The 15,839-nt window shown below is 62.3% G+C and carries 9 protein-coding genes; 2 read left to right on the top strand and 7 right to left on the bottom strand.

What is annotated here, in order from left to right; translation table 11 throughout:
* Positions 1–22: 22 nt before the first annotated feature.
* The 7 genes from pstC to IPF85_RS08990 all read right to left on the bottom strand — a co-directional run bounded on the left by pstC (position 23) and on the right by IPF85_RS08990 (position 13,473).
* A complete protein-coding gene (gene pstC, locus IPF85_RS09020; protein WP_343407748.1) occupies positions 23–979 on the bottom strand; it encodes a phosphate ABC transporter permease subunit PstC in 957 nt (318 codons plus the stop codon).
* Positions 980–1,152: 173 nt separating this feature from the next.
* Positions 1,153–2,160, bottom strand: a complete 1,008-nt coding sequence (locus IPF85_RS09015; protein WP_343407747.1) for a PstS family phosphate ABC transporter substrate-binding protein — start codon at positions 2,158–2,160, stop codon at positions 1,153–1,155.
* A gap of 458 nt (positions 2,161–2,618) precedes the next feature.
* Complete coding sequence (locus IPF85_RS09010; protein WP_343407746.1) at positions 2,619–6,119, bottom strand: S8 family serine peptidase; 3,501 nt, start codon at positions 6,117–6,119, stop codon at positions 2,619–2,621.
* A gap of 677 nt (positions 6,120–6,796) precedes the next feature.
* Positions 6,797–8,833: a hypothetical protein gene (locus IPF85_RS09005; RefSeq protein ID WP_343407745.1), complete on the bottom strand. Its 2,037-nt coding sequence runs from the start codon at positions 8,831–8,833 to the stop codon at positions 6,797–6,799.
* A gap of 56 nt (positions 8,834–8,889) precedes the next feature.
* Positions 8,890–9,981 (bottom strand): sialidase family protein, encoded by a 1,092-nt coding sequence (locus IPF85_RS09000; protein ID WP_343407744.1) that lies wholly within the window; start codon positions 9,979–9,981, stop codon positions 8,890–8,892.
* A gap of 180 nt (positions 9,982–10,161) precedes the next feature.
* Positions 10,162–11,580, bottom strand: a complete 1,419-nt coding sequence (locus IPF85_RS08995; RefSeq protein WP_343407743.1) for a glycosyl hydrolase — start codon at positions 11,578–11,580, stop codon at positions 10,162–10,164.
* Positions 11,581–11,826: 246 nt separating this feature from the next.
* On the bottom strand, positions 11,827–13,473 hold the full coding sequence (locus tag IPF85_RS08990; protein WP_343407742.1) for an aspartate:alanine exchanger family transporter: 1,647 nt from the start codon (positions 13,471–13,473) through the stop codon (positions 11,827–11,829).
* A 261-nt stretch (positions 13,474–13,734) separates the two neighbouring features.
* Here IPF85_RS08990 and IPF85_RS08985 point away from each other — a divergent pair, with 261 nt between their 5' ends.
* Together IPF85_RS08985 and IPF85_RS08980 are read left to right on the top strand one after the other, a co-directional pair.
* Positions 13,735–14,547, top strand: a complete 813-nt coding sequence (locus tag IPF85_RS08985) for a sulfite exporter TauE/SafE family protein (protein ID WP_343407741.1) — start codon at positions 13,735–13,737, stop codon at positions 14,545–14,547.
* A 2-nt stretch (positions 14,548–14,549) separates the two neighbouring features.
* A complete protein-coding gene (locus IPF85_RS08980; protein WP_343407740.1) occupies positions 14,550–15,779 on the top strand; it encodes an alcohol dehydrogenase catalytic domain-containing protein in 1,230 nt (409 codons plus the stop codon).
* The last annotated feature ends 60 nt before the right edge of the window (positions 15,780–15,839 follow it).

Below are 15,839 nucleotides of genomic sequence, written 5' to 3'. Positions count from 1 at the left end.
TTACCCTAATTGCGGTACAAATCTACTGATAGACCTGGCGATAGCGGGTCAGGATGCGTTGACTGATCAGGTTGAGCGCGAAGGTCATGATGAAGAGCAGCATGCCGACGGCGAAAATGGTCTTGAATTCGATGCTCTGCTGCGGATTGTCGCCCAGGCTGACGCGGGCGATGAATGCGGTCATGGTCTCCATCGCTTTGAGCGGATTGAGCTGCATGATGGTGCTCTGCCCGGCGGCGATGAGGACGATCATGGTTTCACCGATGGCGCGGGAAATCGCCAGAATGAAGGCCGCGGTGATGCCAGACAGGGCGGAGGGCACGACCGTGCGCAGCGTCACCTCCAGCTTGGTGGCGCCCAAGCCGTAGGCCGCTTCACGCAGCGCGCGCGGGACAGCGGTCATGGCATCTTCGCTGAGGGATGAGACCAGGGGGATGATCATGATGCCCATGACGATGCCGGCGCTCAAGGCGTTGAAAACCTGCATGTCGGGCCACAACTGACGCAGCAGGGGTGTGATGAAGGTCAGGGCAAAATAGCCGTATACTACCGTGGGCACGCCGGCCAGAATTTCCAGAAGCGGTCTGAGCACCCGGCGCACGCGCGGGCTGGCATACTCGCTCAAGAAGATGGCCGCCAACAGCCCCAATGGCAGGGCAATGAGCATGGCAATCAGCGAGACGACGGCGGTGCCGGCCACGAGCGGTAGAACGCCAAAGCTGGGCGGGCTGAAAAGGGGCGTCCATACGGTGCCGGTCAGAAAATCGAGTAAGGGCACGGCGCGTAGAAATTCAAGGGCCTCGAAAATCAGGACGCCCACGATGCCGGCCGTGGTCAAGATAGAAACGGCAGCGCACAGAAAAAGCACGCTGCCGATGATCCGCTCGCGCATTGAGCGCCAGCGGTTGCCCACCAGGGGCGCGCCAGGGGCAGCGCGCTCGTGCTGCGCGGTCCTATTCGCCTGTAGTTGATCCATCATTTTGCTGCCAGTCTCCCTGGCGAGTCAGTTGAACAAGCTCGTGATTGAGCATAATTTTACGCCAAGTTGAAATTCTGCGCCACTCTGAACACAACACCATGCCAACCCGGCGCCGGGCTGGCATGGTGTCATTACGTTGTACTTGAGCCTCGCAAACAGGCCCTGGTCAACGTTTACTTGGCAAACTTGGCCAGGGCCGCCTTGCCTTCATCGTAACGCGCCTGCGGTACAGCCACGTAACCGACCTCATCTACGATCAACTGCGCATTGTCAATGTAGAATTTGGTAAACTCAAAGACCTCCGGGCGACTCAGCGCGCTGTTCTTGACATAGAAGTAAAGCGGCCGTGAGAGCGGCGCATAGGCGCCCTGGTTGACGGTGTCGAAGTTCGGCTCGACGCAGCCCTTGCCGCCATCAACCTGCACGGCGCGCAGCTTGTCCTTGTTTTCGATGTAGTAGGCCAGGCCAAAGTAGCCGAGCGCATTGGCGTCGCCTTCGATTCCCTGCACCAGGACGTTGTCATCTTCGCTGGCGGTGTAGTCCGCGCGCGATTGCTTGGCCTTGCCATTGATGACCTCGGTGAAGAAGTCGAAGGTGCCAGAATCGGTGCCGGGGCCGTAGAGGGTCAGCGGCTGATCCGGGAAGCTGGGATCAACGTCCTTCCAATTCTTGACCGCGCTGCCGGTGTCCCAAACAGCCTTCAACTGGGCCACGGTCAGGCACTGGGCAAAGGTGTTCTTGGGATTGACCACGACGGTCAAGCCGTCCAGGCCAACCAGAAACTCCGTATACTCGACCTTGCTCTGCGCGCAGACTTCTTTTTCGGAATCCTTGATCGCGCGCGACGCATTGGAGATGTCGGTCTCGCCGTTGCAGAACTTCTTGAAACCGCCGCCGGTGCCAGAGATGCCCACGGCTACCTTGACTTTGGGATGCACGGCGCCAAACTCTTCCGCGATCGCTTCGGTGATGGGGTAGACGGTAGAAGAGCCATCAATGGCGATGTCGCCGCTCAATTCGGCTATGGGCGCAGCGGTCGGCTGGGCCGGCTGAGTGGCTACGGCCGGCTGAGTGGCTACGGCCGGCTGAGTGGCTGCGGGCGCCTGAGTGGCTGCGGGCGCGCCGCACGCGCTCAACGTCAGCGCCAGCAGAGTGAGGGCATAAACGAATCTCGTACGCATAGAAATTTCTCCTCGATGTTGACCTTAACAGGTTTACGTCATGCGGTGAAAAGGCTGCCGCGGCCCTTGCCCTATCGAAAGGCAGGCGCACGCAGATCTCGATCCGCACGCTGAGGATAGCCGGCTTGATTTAACTCGGCATTATGCGACGGTTAATGATTGGTAATTTGTGGATTAAGGCTTGATAACGTCTCTTGCCCGCAGCCCTGCGCAGGCTGGCTGCCGCACACATCGCCGGGCCAGCCGACAACGCCCGCCGCGGCGCAAGCTCCTTACCCGGCGGGCCTGCGCAAGGTTGGGCGATTCTTCGGCCAACAACCCTCGCAGGGGCCAATGGACATCGCAGCGTTGACTTGTGACGACGTTGCGTGCCTCTGAGTTCGTCATCTTGCCGCAGCCCTGCGAGGGGGATCCCCTCTGAGGTCGTCGTCTGGCCGCAGCCCTGCGAGGGGGGGACGCTACGGCGCCAGGGGGAAGTATCGAACCTGCGACTGGCACGATTGCACGGCCAGGTCGTCTATCTCCCAGCCGCCGCTGGGCCGGCCGACCGTCCGATCAGTGCCGACGCGAAAACGAAAGCGCACCGTTTGCCCGGCGAATGCGTTCAGATCCACGATGTTGTGCAGGTATTCCCACTGATCGCCGCACCAGGCCAGGCGACCGGCCAGCGGGTTGTCGAAATCGGACGAAATGACCCCGTTGTAGGGCTGGGTCAAGAGCATTTCGTTCGGCGCCTGCGCCCAGGTCACCCCATCATCGGTGGTGATTTCCAGCAGAGCGCCATCGTAACAGCCGGCCGTGCCGTCCTCGAATATCTGACTGTTCCAAAACTGGAGCGTCAGCGGCGCTTGCCCGCTGGGCAGGCTGAACCGCGGCGAAATCAGATGCACCTCGCTGACAGCGGCCGGCGCACCGGCGTGCCAATACTGCGGCGGGCTGTGCCAGCGGTTGGTTGCCAACCCCCACTGGTTTGGCCCGCTCACCGTGACGGCGGTCCAGCCGTCGGCCGCATGAGGCCCGTCGAAGTCGTACATGGCCTGCGCAACCGGCGCCGTCCCTGGCCCGCAGGCGCCGGGGGTGTTCAGAGTCGTGAAGCTGAACACGGTCGAGGTTGCGCCCGCCCCACACGTATTGAACGCTTGGACGCGCCAGTAGTAGCGTGTGCTGGTGAGCAGGTCGCTGCCCGGTGTAAAACTGGCGCTGGTCAGGCCGCTGGCGGCAGCGACGATCGTGCTGAAACTGGCATCGGACGCAATCTCGATGGCGTAGGTTTGCGCCTGGCTGGCCGCGTCCCAGGTGAAGGTCGGTCGCCGCGGCTGCAACGGCGCGCCGTCGGCCGGCGCGAGCAGCCCCGGCGCGGCCGGCGCCGCGTCGAAGACATCCAACCCCACGGTGGTGGTGTGCGTGGCGCTGACCGCCATGCCCACCACGTTGATCGAGTAGGCGCCTGGCGGCGCCGCGGCCGTGTTGCCGAGCGTCAGCGTCGGGGTGACCGGCGGCGTGACGGGATTGCCGCTAAACCCGATCATGACCCCAGCCGGCGCGCCGCTGGCGCTCAGGCTCACCGGCTGGTCGAAGCCCAGGATGGCGCCAACGGTCAGCGTGTAGGCGACGCTGATCGGCGCGCAGACCGACTGGCGGGTCGGGAAGCCTGCCAGGGTGAAATCGGGTCGCACGGTGCAGTTGGCGCACACCAGCGCAAACCCCTGGTCGGTGGCATCCCCGTTGTACAACACCGCATCGCCCGGCAGGTTGGCAGCCTCCACCCGGATGGTGACAACATCGCCGTGGCTGCGCAGGTAGACATTTTCCAGGTTGTTCCTGGCGTCGGCCGCGCCGCCGCTGGTTGACCAACCGCGGTCGAAGACGTTGCCTTTGTAGGCGACCGCGCCATCGGTCACGGTCAGGTTCAGGTCGTTGACCAGGGCGGGATTGGCGCCCACCGCGCCCGGCGCGTCGCTCCAGGCCAGCGTCACTTTGAGCGGTCGGGTCGGGTCGGGCACACCCACCGTGATTTCCCAGAATTCGCCCGTGTCGCGTAGCACGGTGGACTGGTCATGATAGACCATGGCCAGACCGCTGCTGATGACGTTGGTCAGGTTGATGCGCCCCCACCCTTGCAGGATGTTGGGGATGGCGCCGCTGCCCATGTCCACGGCGCCGTTGACCAACAGCGCCTTGGCCATCGCAGGGCTGGGATTGGCGCCGGCATCGAAGCTGCGCCACCACTGTGTCAGCAGCGCCAGCGCGCCGGAGGTGTGGCCGGCGGCCATGCTGGCGCCTGAACAGTAGGCGTAGAGGTTGTTGGTTCCAAGGATGGCTGTACTGCAATCGCCGCCCAGGTGGTTGCGCGTGGAGGCGATGTTTTCGCCCGGCGCGGCCAGCGTTGGCCCATAGCGGCCATCCACGGTCGGCCCACGGCTGCTGAACTCAGAAGTGGCATTCATGTCATCACCCCAGCCGAAGAGGGGATTCACGCTGCTGGCGGCAACGATCAGGTTCTTGGCCTCGGCGGGCGCGGTCAGCGTGTTGGCGAGATAGCCGCTGTTACCGGACGGAAAGACCTCGACGAACGGCTCGGCGATGGTCGGCGTGTCGAAGTTGCCGTCCAGGACGATGAAATCGTGTATGCGCTCCGTGGCTTGATAGCCATGATTGATCCCTTCGCCGCTGGTCCAGGCGCTGCTGCCGCCGACCGCCCCGCCCAGGATGGCGAGCCGGCTCATCTCCTGCCAGCCGCCGGCCGGCGGCCAGACGTTGCCCGAGAGAGGATTCATGGCGAAGATGTTGGCGCCAGGCGCCACACCCAGGCCGTACAGAAAACCCTGCGCATTGCCAAAGCCACCGGCGCCGCTGCTGGCGATGGTGCCGGCGACGTGCGTGCCATGACCGCCGCCCGCGCAGTCGCTGCCCGGCTGGCCGGGGATGCTGCAGGCGCCGGGGAAATCGGCCCCCCCCACGATGCGGCCGCTGAAGTCGGGATGATCGTAATCCACCCCGGTATCAATCACGGCCCAGGTGACGCCGCGGCCATCGAAGCCCAGGTCCGCCAGCCAGGCGCGATAGCCCGGAAACGGCCGGCCGGCTGCGTAGTTGCCGGCCAGGATCTGATCGGCCGCTTCATCCTGCACCTGCGGCTGCGGGCTGGCATAGGCCACAGCCAGGACTGCGCCGAGTTGGCTGACAGCAGTCAGTGCGTCGGCGTCCAACGTGACGATGGCGTCGAAGAAGGCCCGGTCCGGCTGCGAGGGAAAAACCTGCACAAGCTGAGCGCCGAACTTCGCCAGCGCGGCCAGGATCTGATCGGGCTGGCCGTCGTTGTAGAACATCACGTCCACATTTTCGATGCGGCCGCGGCGGTTGTGCAGGTCTGCGTTGAGCTTGTAGGCCGGATGAAAAGCGCCCTGCCAGCGCACAAAGGGTTGCGTGGCAGCCGCCTCAGCCTGCGCCGCCGTGCCCCAGACCAGGTAGGTGTTGGAGGGGTAGTACTGCAGCGGCTTCAGCCCGGCTGCTGCCAGGTCCGCCAGCCAGGCGTCCTGAATGGGGCCGGCGAACTGCACCAGGCGCAGGGCCGGGCCGGCGTCCAGGGTCTGCATGGCCTCCGGCAGATCAGGCTCTCCTGCGATCAACGGGTCGAAAACGAACTCGCGCACCCGCACCTGGCCGGCCTCTTCATCCAGGGTAAAAGGCAGGCCGCTGGCGCGCAGGCGGGCGAGATCGGCCGCATTCAACTGCAGCCAGCGAAAACTGCCGTAGTTGATGGCGGCCTGGGGGGATAGGCCCAGGGCAGTCACCTCGCTGACAGCAAAGTCGGGGATGCGCACGAAATGATTGCCGCCGCCAGGCGCTGGCGGCGCCGCGCCGGCCGGCAAACCAGTCAACAGCAGGCTGAGGATGATGAGTCGCGCCAGCCCGCGCAGGCGCCGCGTCCTGTCAAATTGAGAAAACCGAGTTAGCATAAGATACTCCTTCCTCCCCTTGCGCAGGCTGGCTGCCGCACGAATCGCCGGGCAAGCCGAGAGCCCCGTGAATGAATTCACGGTCTGATACACCCCCGTGAATGAATTCACGGTCTGATACACCCCCGTGAATGAATTCACGGTCTGATACACCGAAACCTGCTAAAGCAGGTTGGTATTGGGTGCGACGGCTGAATTCGTAAGACTTGTGGAGAACGAATTCACAACCCCAACCACCGCGACCTGACAAGACCAGTTCCCACCAGCGCAACCCGCTTGAGCGGGTTTCACATATCAGTGAATGAATTCACGGTCTGATACACCAAAACCTGCTAAAGCAGGTTGGTATTGGGTGCGACGGCTGAATTCGTAAGACTTGTGGAGAACGAATTCACAACCCCAACCACCGCGACCTGACAAGACCAGTTCCCACCAGCGCAACCCGCTTGAGCGGGTTTCACATATCAGACACCGAATTCATTCGGTGGGCTGAATTCACGGTCTGATACACCAAAACCTGCTAAAGCAGGTTGGTATTGGGTGCGACGGCTGAATTCGTAAGACTTGTGGAGAACGAATTCACAACCCCAACCACCGCGACCTGACAAGACCAGTTCCCACCAGCGCAACCCGCTTGAGCGGGTTTCACATATCAGACACCGAATTCATTCGGTGGGCTATCGCACGAGCGGCAGATACAGGGGTTGCAGCACGACGTGGCGCAGGATGACCAGGCCGCCGCTCTCCGCCGCGACGTACACCTGATCCCCCGCCACCGCCACATTCCAGGCGTAGCCAGGGGTGACATAGGCTGCAGTCTCCCGCGGCCGCGCCGGGTCGCTCACGTCCAGCAGGCGCACACCGGCCGGCCCGTCGGCCAGGTAGACCCACGCGCCCTCCACGGCCACGCCCCACACCAGGCCCGGCGTGTCGTAGGTTGCCACGAGCTGCGGCTGCGCCGGGTTGGAGACATCCACGATGTGTAGCCCTTCCTCACGGCCGGCCACGAAGGCCAACGTGCCGCTGATGGCTACCTCCACCGCTACCCCCGGCGTTTGCCAGGAACCGACCTCGAACGGGCTGTCGGGCTTGGAAACGTCCACGATGCGCAGCCCCGCCGCCCCGTCCGCCAGGTAGACCAGGTTGTCCACCGCCGTGACCGCATACGCTCCTCCCGGCGAGTCGAAGAGGCCGATCTCCGCAGGATGAACCGGATCGCTCATGTCAAGTGAGTACAGACGGCCGTGCATGCGATCGGCCGCATAGGCATAGCGCCCCGCAATCGCAACATCCCGGATAAAGGTATCGTAGGGTTGAAAGAAACTCAGTTCCCACGGTTGGCCGAGATCCTGCACATCCACGATGCGCATCCCTTTCGGTCCCGCCGCCACGTAAGCGATCTGCTCGTCCAGGGTGACGTTCCAGGCCATACCCGTGCTGTCGTATGCCGCCATCTGCGCCGGCTGGTCGGGTTGGCTGACATTCACGATGTGCATGCTGCCATCATGATCCGCCACATAGGCCAACACCTGGGGGGTGCAGCTACCGGCCTCACACACCGACTGCGACGCCAGGCTGACCCCATACGCACGCCCCGGCAGGTTGAACCAGCCCACGCGCATGGGGGCGGTGGGATCGGCGCCGCTGATGACCTGCAGGCCCCGGCTGCCGCAGGCAACAAATGCCAGGGGGGTCTCCTGCCCTGGCAGCATGGCAAGCGCCACCTCACCCGCCTCTCCCAGCGTATCGTAATAGCGCCAACTGACCAGCGGGCGTTGTGGATTGGCGACGTTGATAGTATTCACGATCCCGCTGTCCGCAAGGACGAACACGCGGCGCTCCGCCGCTGCCAGCCTGGAGATGAATCCGATGGATACCATCGAAGCTCCCACCACGCGACGTGGTTGGGTGATATCGCTGAGATCCATGATGTCCATCCCGGAATCGCCGCCAATATAGGCGTAGCCGCCGGCCAAAGCGACATCGCCGCTTTGCATCATCCCCATGTAGCCACTATAACTGGCCGTCAACAGCGGCTGGTCGGGATCAGTGACATTGACGATGTAGTAATAACGGTGTTCATCGGTGACATGGGCGTACACCTGCCCCGGTACGCTGGTCAGATCGGCGGCCACGCGCCAGGCATGGCCCGGCGTGTCGTAGAAGCCAGTCTCCCGCGGTTGGGTTGGGTCGCTGACATCTACGATGCGCAGACCGGCCTCGCCCACCGGCACGTACACATAGACCGACCAGGAACCGGTCGCAGTGGGAACCGCGGCCGCGGCCACATCCTCGGCCGCGGCCGGAAGCGCCAGGGAACTCGCCAGTGTGGGCGAGAGGGGATCGGTGAAATCCACGATGGAGAGAGTCGCGCCGGTCACCAGGTAGAGAAAGGCAGGCGGCTGGTCGCGCCGGTTGACGTGTGCGGGCGCCACCGCGGCAAACGTCATCGCGACCACCGGGGCCGAGAGCGCCAACGACCGCCCGACCAGAACGGGCATCGTGGGGTGAGCGATGTCCAGCACTGTCACCGTCTGGCCCAGGCCGATTGCCGCGTAGGAACCAGTCAGCGCCACGCTCGAGACATCCCCGGCAACCTGGGCTGTCAGGATGAGGTTCTCCTGCGGCCAGACCGTGGGGGCGCCGTCTTGCACCAGGCCGCTGGTGCGCAAGAGAACCGGGAGCAAGAGCAGCCACATCCAGGGTTTGAACATCGTTGTTGAATCCTTTTCAGATAGAAACCCGTTTTCTTGGAGAAAACGGGTTTCTGTCAAGACACCGGCGGCGCATTCAGGCAGTTCCACGTCAACCCACCGTCGTCTGAATGATAGTAGTGAAAGTTGCTGCCAGCCTGGGTCGAAAGAAACAGGCTCAACGGCCGGGTACGGAGCCCAGTCTTGCCGGCCAAAGGTAAGTAAGCCTGGTGACTGAACGTTGCACGGACCGCAGGCGACGCGACACCTTCTGGACCGCTCCCCTGCTGGCGCAGACCGCCATTACCCGGTGCAACCTGGTTGGAATCACCTGCCGACCTCCTGACATCGAGGCGTGGTTTCTGCACACCGCTCGCGATGACCGACCAGTTCGCGCCATCATCGTAGGATACCAGCACAGCATTTTCGGTCGCAATGAACAGCGTGCGATCTTCGACAAAATTGGGTGAAAGATCCAGGTCTGCTATATGAGCTTCGCCGCCAAGACCAAACACCGGTTGCCAAGTCACCCCGCCGTCCTGACTCTTGAACAAGGTCTGCACCTGCGCCCCAAATACCGTGTGATCGCGGGCGAAGTTCGGCGAAAACATGATCAGGTAGCCTGGCCCTGGTTCTCCTTCAGGCCGCTGCCAGGTCATGCCGCCATCCGTGGATCTTATCAGATAATCCGCCAGGCTATACAGAGTGCTGTCTTCGGCAAAAGTTGGCGACACATACAAGAAATAGGCGTTGGTCTCGTCCCACACCGCCTGCCAACTCAAACCGCCGTCGTCGGAGCGCAAAATACCCAAACCGGATTCAGTGGGGAACAATGGCTCAGCGCGAACCGCAAAGATCGTTTCTGCACGATCCGTAGTAAACATGCCTAGGCAATTCGGATCACAGGCTGTACGTTCTTGCCAGGTGATGCCTGCGTTCGTACTGCGCGCAATCCCATAGATTTTACGCCGGTAATGCCAATGTCGAATGTAAAGCGTTACGTCTGCGTCTTCAGACGCACGAACGACAGCCAGGTCGGAGGCTTCTTCGCCAATGACTGATGCACGATAGATCATTTGCCAGGTAGTCCCGTTGTCCCGACTGCGCCAGAGTTGTGGAGAGTAGACAAAAAAGAGCGTGCGATCTTCCTCGTAAACTGGAGAAGGCACGAGATTGCTCCAATACAAATATGGAACAGACGAACACAACGGCAACGTAGAATGCGCGCCGTTTGGCTCTGCGCCGGACAACGCCCCATCTACCCCGTTGTTAGAAATCATGAGGAATGCAACCGTGATCCATTGAAGTATTATCATCAACGGCCTGATTCGCCGCATTGGCCCCTCCCTTCACGGTGTTGGCGTATACGTTGGCGTCACTGTCGGCGTCGGCGGCCACCCGGGATCGTAACTGGCCCATTCGTTTCCTAAGATCGTCAACCGATAAGGCGGCGTGCCGGTTGCTTCGGGTTCCATCAAGCGCGTTCGCGCATCACCATCAGCCACACTGAACCAGGAAAGGCGGCGATAACCAGGATTTTCAGACGACCCCATGAACCCCGCCATCGGTTTCATCAGGTAGTCTCGCACATCTAGTCGCGAAGGGGTGGGAGTAGGGGTCCCAGTAACTGACGGAGGACCATACAAATAGCCATACTCTGTAATCCAAAACGGTCTATCTCCGACCTCAACGGTTTCAGTCGCCCGAAAAGCAGCCACATAAGTTGGAAGCTTGGTTCGCAAGCATGAGTCAAACACCTCGTTAATCGGTCCCGAATTGCATTCAGTGCTGCCTGTATAGGGGTAGACGTGCAGATGGATGCCATCGAAGCCGAGCGATGGCGTTGGAGTAGTCGTGGCGTCTCCATCTCGCAGTCGTCGCAGTTCAGTGATGAACGCTACCCACCAGTTGGTTCGATCAGCATGATATTGCCCACAGCACAGAACACGAGCCGTAGGGTCTACTTCCTTGATTGCCAAATACACCCTGGCGTATTCTTGCGCGGTTTTCACCGCCAGCTTTTGCGTCTGCGCGTTTAGGTCAGGTGCGGGTGTTACATTCTCGCCCCACTGACAAGTTACATCAGACGTATTGGCACAGAAAACTTCTGCACATTGTCGGTAGACGTAATAGGCCGTGGGCGTAACGCTTGGCGTAACGCTTGGAATCGGCGTCGCACGCAGCCTGATCGCAGGGTGATCCGGCTCGTTGAAGACCAACCAGGTGCGTCCCGGATGCAGCGCAACAAGCGCGCGCAAGGGGTCAGTGGAATTCCCGAAGAATCCGCACCACACCATCGGCACGAAGCCGAGGTGATCATACTCGCCATAACTGCTGTCGTCTCCCCAGTCGTACCACCAGCCCAGGTTGAAGTTGTCGAGATGAGAGGTGTCCGACCAATGCTGACCTTCTTTGATGGCATTTCCCACCCCCTTCCAGCCATAGAAAACGTTGACATGTGGAAGATAAGTGAGGTGAGTTGTCTGTGGCAGCGACAAGATCACCGCAGATGGTGGCGTAATCGTACGAATACCGTCAGGTGTTCGAGTAACGGTGGCAGTCCTCTGCGGGGTGGATGTGAGAGTACCAATACGTGTCGGCTTGGGGTATGCATAGCGGCGCTCGCCCAACACGCGGGCCAGGGCGTCATCGGTGATGACGCCGATCGGCCGGGGCGTCTGGATGGGCGAGTTGAAGAGCAGCCGGCTCATGTCGCCGGCGGCGCCGGCCTCGCGGGTGGCGTCGCCGTTCGGCGCAGAGAGGGCCATGGTGATCAGTCCGCTGACAAGGGCGAGCGCCAGCAGCGGCCATGCACTGCGTGCTTCACCTGGTGGGTTAGGGGTCATGATAACCTCCTCGAAGTGTTCATGGGTTTGACAGTCAACCGGTGCAGACGGCTGATGCGTCTCACATCGTCAGTATAACACCCCCCATCGGCCCTGTCAATCGCCTTTTTGCGCACAGGAGACGTGAAACTCCCCTTGTGCAGGCTGGCTGCCCCAAAAAGTCGCCGGCTACAGGCGCAACAGGACGGCGAGCAAGATCTGCGCCAGCAGGATTTTGCTGATCAGCGCGATAGGGTAGACGGCCGCATAGCCGATGTTGGGCAGTTCATCGCCCGTTTGCTGCAACGCATAGCCCAAGACGGCCGGTTGTGTCTGCAAACCGGCCGTCATGCCGAGCAGCAGCCCCATGGGAATCTTGAAGACGCGGCGGCCGATCCACAGAGTGAGGAAGGCGATCAACATGGTGAGCAACGCGCCGGCGATGAAGATGGTGACGCCGCCGCCCTGCTGCAGCGTGCTGACGAACGCGTAACCGGAGCGCGTGCCGACGCCGGCCAGGAAAAGTACCAGGCCGATCTGGCGCAGCGTCAGGTTGGTGTTGTACGAAAGGTTCCACACCAACGGGCCGGTATGGTCAATGGCGCCGAGAATGAGAGCCGCGATGAGCGGCCCGCCGGCAATGCCGAGCTTGAGCGTCACCCCACCTGGCAGCGGAATGGGCAACATGCCCAGAAGGATGCCAAGCGCCAGGCCGAGATTGAACGGCAGAATGTCAATTTCGCTCAGCGCCTTGTAGGAATCGCCAAAGAACTTCGTGATCGCGTCCATATTTTCGCGCCGCACCACCACGCGCACGCGGTCGCCCAATTCCAGGATTAAGTCATCCTGGGCCAGCAGTTCGATGTCGCCCCGACGCACGCGGGTGACCACCGCGCCGAATTGCTGTGGCAGGTTGAGGTCACGCAGACGCTGCCCGGCCACGTGCGGCCGGGAGACGAAGACGCGCCGGAAATCGTACTCACCGCGGTCAAGCTCCAGATGCTCTTCGCTGACCAGGCCCAGGCTGGCCGCCACTTTGTCAAGTTCCTCCGCGGTGCCTACCACGCTGACCAGGTCGCCCAGATGCAGTTGAGTGTCCGCGGCGGCGATGGTCAATTTCTCCTCGCGCTGCAGCCGTCCAAAGACGACGTCCCAATGCTGGCGCTGCAAAAGCTCAGCGATCGTGACACCGATTGCGGCCGGCTCCGTCACCTGGATAGTCCGATTGACCAGACGCCGACTGCTGGCCGCGACGTCATGCACGCGGCTGGCTTCGGCGGCATAATCAATCTTCCATACGCGCTGCAGCACGGTGATGACCAGGATCATGCCGATGACGCCCATGGGGTAGGTGAGGGAGAAACCGATGACCGGCTCGGCCAGCATCTGTTGTACCAACTGCGGTGACGCCGCACTCTTGATGTATTCCAGGGCGGCCGCCAGCGCGGCGGTGTTGGTGAAGCTGCCTGTAAACATGCCCGTGGTGACGCCCGGCGACAGGCGCAGCGCCGTGCCCACAGCGCCCACCAAAACGGTGGCAAAGATCAACATGACGAGAATGAACAGGTTATCGCGCAGGCCGCGGCGGCGAAATGAGGCGAAGAACTGGCGGCCGCTGCTCAGGCCCACGGTGTAGACAAAGACCACAAGCCCCAACTGATAGACCAGTTCGGGCAATTTCATATCGGGATGCAGCGCGCCGAACGCCAGGCCGACGAAGAGAACCGCCGCAACGCCCAGGCTGCTGCCGCCAATCTTGATGCTGCCCAGCGGGTAGCCAATTGCGCCGACGAGAAAGAGTAAGAGGAGGGGATTGGCGAGAAGGATTTCGATCATTTGGTGTTCATAACTCCCGCTCTGTGAGAGATCGAAGATCAGAGATCAGAGATCAGAGATCAGAGTATCATGAGAAGGACCGGACTCCATTCTAGCACAGAGTCAGGAAAACTTCAATCCTTCTTTACTGGCATTACTGGCAACACCCGTTACCGAAAATAGCGGTCTCCTACATCTTATGGTACACTGTTTGCAACGTCCCCATGTCGTCAGGCCCGTGCGATTACCACCTGCACGGGTCATCGGCCAGGCCAGAGGCGTATGACCACCATTCTCTTTGCCATCATCGTCTTGTTTGCCGCGCTGTTACAGACAATTTCGGGTTTTGGCTTTGCCCTGCTCGCGATGCCCCTGGCCACGCTGGCCTTCTCTGTGGCCGCCCCTGGGGTGATGGGCGTACGCATCGCCGCGCCGCTGGTCGCCATGACCGGGTTCACCCTCTACGCGGTCAACCTCCTGCGCTATCGGCAGGCGCTGCAGTGGCATGCCGTCACCCGGCTGGCCCTGGCGGCCGCCTGTGGGATTCCACTTGGCATCTGGATGGTTGCCACGGTCAACGAAACCGTGGTCAAGCTAATTCTGGCCGCGGTGCTGATCCTTTACGCCCTTAATTCCCTGCTGCGCCCGCTGCTCACCCCCGCCCCTACAAGCCTGACGCCAACGGCCGGGCGCGCCGGGGGCGCCGGCAGCGCCTTCGTCCTGGCCGGCGCGGGCGTTTATCTGGCCGGTTTCCTGGCTGGCCTGTTGGGCGGCGCTTACAACACACCCGGCCCGCCGGTCATCATCTATGGCACGCTGCAGGGTTGGCCGCGCAACGAGTTCCGTTCGATCTTGCAGGCGCTCTTTCTCTTCAGCAGCGCCCTGGTGATCGCCTCACACCTGGTGGCCGGCCATCTCACCGCCACGGTGTGGACCCATTACCTGATCGGCCTGCCAGCCCTCTTGCTCGGCGTCGGCCTGGGCGCACAGGTGGATCGCCGACTCGATCATGACCGCTTTCGCCAGGTCCTCAACGTGATGATCTTGCTGACCGGCCTGGTGTTGATTGCGCAGGAACTGTCACGAAAGGTTTGACCATGCAGACGTTGGTGATAGACATGGACATCCCCCGCATTGTGCTGACGCAACTGCTCAGCCGCATCAGCCCCGCGGCCTTCTTTGCCCGCTCCTCTCCCCTGCGCCTGTTGACTCTGCCCGACCCGCCCCTGCCCCGGCCCGATTGGGTGCGCGTGCGCAATCGCCTGTGCGGCATCTGCGGCAGTGACCTGCATCAGATCTTCCTGGATGCCAGTCTCGACGTGGCGCCTGTGGCCTTGCCCTCGCACCGCCGCATCTATCTGGGTCATGAGATGGTGGGCGAGGTGATCGAGGCCGGCCCGGCCGTGACCCAATTCAAGCCTGGTGACCGGGTGGTGCGTTGGGGTCGCGCCGATGATTGCGCGGCCCGTGGTCTGCCTGACCGCTGTCCGGCCTGCGCGCGTGGGCACCGCGTGCTGTGCGAGCGCGCGTCCGAGCCGCGCGAGCATCACCCCATCGGCGGCGGGTTTGGCGACACCTTCATCACCCCCGCCAGCACGTTGGTGCCTGTGCCCCCCGCGGTGCGCGACGAGCAAGCCATCTTCACCGAACCGGCCGCCGTCGCCATCCACGCCGCCTGGCGTTGCCTGCCGCAGGCGGGCCAGCAGATGCTGGTGCTCGGCGTGGGCACCATCGGCTTCCTGCTCATCCAGGTCTTGCGGGCGGTGCAGCCAGCCTCTGTCATCAGCGCGGTGGCCGAGTTCCCCTGGCAGGCCGACCTGGCGCGCGCGTGCGGCGCCGATCATGTTTTTCTGGCCCAGGCCGATGGCTATGCTGAGACGGCCGCGCGCACCGGCGCTCGTCTCTACCACGGTCGCGCTGGCAATCGTATGCTGCTGGGCGGCTTCGACATCATCTTCGATGTCGTCGGCATCCCCGCCACGCTGACCAACGCCCTGCGCTGGACGCGCGCGCGTGGCACCGTGGTCCTGGTGGGCGTCAACCTGCACCGCATGAACGTGGACCTGACCCCCGTCTGGTACCAGGAAGTCAATCTGCTGGGCGCGGTGGGCCATGACATCGTCTCCTGGCAGGGCGAGGAGATCTCCACCTTCGACCTGGCCTTGCGCTGGCTGCAGAGCGGTGATCTGCGCACCGATCCCCTGTTGACGCATCGTTTTCCCCTGTCCGCCTATCGCCAGGCGTTTGCCACCGCCCTGGACAAACGTCAGGCCCGTTCAATCAAGGTTGCATTCGAGGGGCTGGCAGCCTCCACCGCGGAAGCGTAAACTGCCAGGCTGCGGGCGCAACAAGCCGTCGTCGTGTTGAGTCGTGTAGAAAGGAGCTTT

Source organism: Candidatus Amarolinea dominans (genome assembly GCF_016704685.1).
GTDB lineage: Bacteria > Chloroflexota > Anaerolineae > SSC4 > Amarolineaceae > Amarolinea > Amarolinea dominans.
This window is presented reverse-complemented; position numbering and strand designations above follow the sequence as displayed.

Coding starts and splice junctions, on each gene's coding strand:
- IPF85_RS09010 (WP_343407746.1), bottom strand. CDS start 6,119: ATGCTAACTCGGTTTTCTCAATTTGACAGGACGCGGCGCCTGCGCGGG.
- IPF85_RS08980 (WP_343407740.1), top strand. CDS start 14,550: ATGCAGACGTTGGTGATAGACATGGACATCCCCCGCATTGTGCTGACG.
- IPF85_RS08990 (WP_343407742.1), bottom strand. CDS start 13,473: ATGATCGAAATCCTTCTCGCCAATCCCCTCCTCTTACTCTTTCTCGTC.
- IPF85_RS08985 (WP_343407741.1), top strand. CDS start 13,735: ATGACCACCATTCTCTTTGCCATCATCGTCTTGTTTGCCGCGCTGTTA.
- pstC (WP_343407748.1), bottom strand. CDS start 979: ATGATGGATCAACTACAGGCGAATAGGACCGCGCAGCACGAGCGCGCT.
- IPF85_RS08995 (WP_343407743.1), bottom strand. CDS start 11,580: ATGGCCCTCTCTGCGCCGAACGGCGACGCCACCCGCGAGGCCGGCGCC.
- IPF85_RS09015 (WP_343407747.1), bottom strand. CDS start 2,160: ATGCGTACGAGATTCGTTTATGCCCTCACTCTGCTGGCGCTGACGTTG.
- IPF85_RS09005 (WP_343407745.1), bottom strand. CDS start 8,833: ATGTTCAAACCCTGGATGTGGCTGCTCTTGCTCCCGGTTCTCTTGCGC.